General features: G+C 74.1%; 3 protein-coding genes. 1 reads left to right on the top strand and 2 read right to left on the bottom strand.

Going from position 1 to position 2,978, the window contains the following annotated elements; all coding sequences use genetic code 11:
- Positions 1-481, top strand: a 481-nt coding sequence (locus C1I97_RS34435) for an ATP-binding protein (protein ID WP_146608392.1), incomplete at its 5' end; no start/stop codon positions are given.
- Positions 482-503: 22 nt separating this feature from the next.
- Here the strand turns inward: C1I97_RS34435 and C1I97_RS34430 are convergent.
- Together C1I97_RS34430 and C1I97_RS34425 are read right to left on the bottom strand one after the other, a co-directional pair.
- Positions 504-1,544: a rod shape-determining protein gene (locus C1I97_RS34430; protein ID WP_111006914.1), complete on the bottom strand. Its 1,041-nt coding sequence runs from the start codon at positions 1,542-1,544 to the stop codon at positions 504-506.
- A gap of 189 nt (positions 1,545-1,733) precedes the next feature.
- Positions 1,734-2,978: acyl-CoA synthetase (locus C1I97_RS34425; RefSeq protein ID WP_111006913.1), on the bottom strand; the 1,245-nt coding region annotated here is incomplete at its 5' end.

The following is a 2,978-nucleotide window of genomic DNA, read 5'->3' as shown; positions in this document are numbered from 1 at the left end:
CACCCACCCCGTCGTCGTCCACTCCGGCTCCGCCGGGCAGCGGGAGAGCGCCGCCTACGCCCCCGAGCACGTCGTCGCCCGGTACAACGAGCCGCTGCCGGCCGTGCCGGACGCGCTGTCGTTCCCCTTCACCAGGCAGACGCTCTCCCAGGCCCGGCACGTCGCCACCGCCGAGGGCGCGCGGCTCGGGCTGGCCGGCATCCGGCTGGAGGACCTGGCCCTGGTCACGGCCGAGCTGACCACCAACAGCGTGGTGCACGGAGGAGGTTCGGGCGAGTTGCGGGTGTGGGAGCGGGACGGGTACGTGCTGTGCGAGGTACGGGACCGGGGCCGCCTGGACGATCCGCTGGCCGGCCGCCGGCCCGCCGTCCGCGACCGACGCGGCGGCCGCGGACTGCTCCTGGTCAACCTGGTCGCGGACCTGGTCCGCGTGCACTCCGGCGAGGACGGCACCACGATCCGCTGTTGGTTCGCTCCCTGACCGGGGGCGGACACGGCAGGCCCTAGCAGGTTCCCAGCGGGTCCAGGATCAGCGGTTCGATCCGGCCCTCCAGCATCGCGCCCAGCCCCTGGATCGCGCACAGCTCGGGGCGCTCGGCGATGTGCACCGGCATGCCGGTCGCCTCGCGCAGCATCTCGTCCAGGCCCGGGAGCAGGGCCGAGCCGCCGACCATCATGATCCCGCGGTCGACGAGGTCGGCCACCAGGTCCGGCGGGCACTCGCGCAGCACCTTGTAGATGCCGTCGAGCACGGTGGTCAGCGGCGTCTGGATGGCCTCCCGCACGGCGGCGGTGTCGATCCGGACGGACCGGGCGAGGCCCGTGGCCACGTCCCGCCCGTGGATCTCCGTGGACGTCGGGCCGTGCGGGGTGAGCCCGTTGCCGGACAGGGCCAGCTGCAGCGGCCGTACGGACTGGCTGGGCAGCACCAACGCGTGTGCGTGGCGCAGATGTTGCACGATCGCGTGGTCGATGGCCTCCCCGCCGACGGGAATGCGCTCGGCGTTGACGATCGAACCGAGCGAGAGGACGGCCACCTGGGTGGCCGCGGCCCCGCACATCATGATCATGGTGGCCTCGGCCCGCTCCACGGGCAGCCCGCAGCCCACGGCGGCGGCGATCAGCGTGTCGACGAGTTCCACACGGCGGGCGCCGAGCCCGACCAGCGTCTCGACGGTGGCCCGCTGGGCCAGCGGATCGGCGTCGTGCGGGGTGCAGGCGGCGGCCCGCAGCCAGGTCTTACGGCGCAGGGTGCGGCGCATGTCCTCACCGAGCAGGTGCCGCAGCATGCGCTGGGCCATCTCGATGTCGACGACCGTGCCGCCGGAGACCGGGCGGACCACGCGGATGTAGCCGGGGGTGCGGCCCGTCATCCGTTCCGCGAAATCCCCGACCGCGATCAGGGCGCCGTTGCGGGTGTTCACCGCCGCGACCGAGGGCTGGTCGACGACGAGCCCGGCGCCCTTGACGTACACACGGGTCCGGGCCGCTCCCAGGTCGACGGCGAAGTGGCAGCGGCGCAACTGCTCCAGACTGGCGGCCATGACGGATCCTCCCGAGAGCGCGGACCGGCGAGGCCGCCGGGCGGCGGCCTCTTTGGCATCGTGCGGGGGCGGAGGAGGGGGCGCCTGCTCTGAGGGACCAGGAGGGGCGCGACCAAACGAGTGAGTTTTATGATTATCTGTCAAATAGGGGCACCTAGGGGCATTCCTTGCGGTCGGCGTCCGGCCCGCTCAGTCGTGCACCAGAGACCGCTTCATGACCTTCCCCATGTCGTTGCGGGGCAGTGAGCCGAGGAGACGGACGACGCGGGGCCGCTTGTGCGGGGCGAGCCGCCGCGCCACGTGGTCGGCCAACTCCTCGGCCCCCGGCGGGGACTGCGGATCCGCCGGCACGATCCAGGCGACGACCCGCTCGCCGAGGTCGGGGTCCGGCTCCCCCGTGACGGCGGCCTCGCGCACCCCCGGGTGCTCCAGGAGCGCGTTCTCGATCTCGCCGGCGCCGATCTTGTAACCGCCGCTCTTGATCAGGTCGGTGGCCTTGCGGCCGACGATGCGGACGTAGCCGTCGCCGTCGCGCACCGCCATGTCCCCGGTGCGGAAGAAACCGTCGGCGGTGAACGCGGCGGCCGTCGCGTCGGGACGGTTCAGGTACTCGGTGAACAGGTTCGGCCCGCGCACCTGGATCTCGCCGACCGTCTCCCCGTCGTACGCCGTGATCGCCGTGCCGTCCTCCTCCACGAGCCGCAGCTCGACCCCCGGCAGCGGCACCCCGACCGTCCCCGCGCGCGCCTCGCCGTCGGCGCGCACGCTCGTGTTCATCAGCGTTTCCGTCATGCCGTACCGCTCGATCACCCGCCGGCCGGTCGCGGCCGCGATCCGCTCGTGGTCGTGCACGGGCAGCGCGGCGGACCCGGAGACCAGCAGCCGCGCCCCCGCGAGCGCCTTGGCCAGCTCCGGGTCCCCGGGCAGCGCCTCCGCGATCCGGTGGTACATGGTCGGCACGCCGAAGAGCATGGTCGCGCCGCCGTTCAGCTCCCGCGCCACGCCCTCGGTCGTGAACCGCCCCAGATGCCGGACGGCCCCGCCGCGCCGCAGCGGCCCGAGAACGCCCAGCACCAGCCCGTGCACATGGAACAGCGGCAGCCCGTGCACCAGCACGTCCTCGCCCGTCCACCGCCAGGCGTCGGCGAGCGCGTCCAGCGTGGCGGCGACGGCCCGGCGGGGGAGGACGGCGCCCTTGGGCGGGCCGGTGGTGCCCGAGGTGTAGACGATCAGCGCGGGGTCGCCGTCACCGGCGCGGTCCTCGGGAACGGGGCCGCCCGCGCGCACATCGACGTCCACCCGCTCCAGCCCGGCGAGCGCGGCCGGAAGCTCGTCCCCGGCCGCCGCCAGCACCACCGACGGCGCGCTGTCGCCCAGGATGTGCCCGAGCTCCTTTTCCCCGGCCCGCGGATTGAGCGGCACGGCGGCCACCCC

It is taken from the genome of Streptomyces sp. NTH33 (genome assembly GCF_003236365.1).
GTDB lineage: Bacteria > Actinomycetota > Actinomycetes > Streptomycetales > Streptomycetaceae > Streptomyces.
This window is presented reverse-complemented; position numbering and strand designations above follow the sequence as displayed.

Coding starts and splice junctions, on each gene's coding strand:
- C1I97_RS34430 (WP_111006914.1), bottom strand. CDS start 1,544: ATGGCCGCCAGTCTGGAGCAGTTGCGCCGCTGCCACTTCGCCGTCGAC.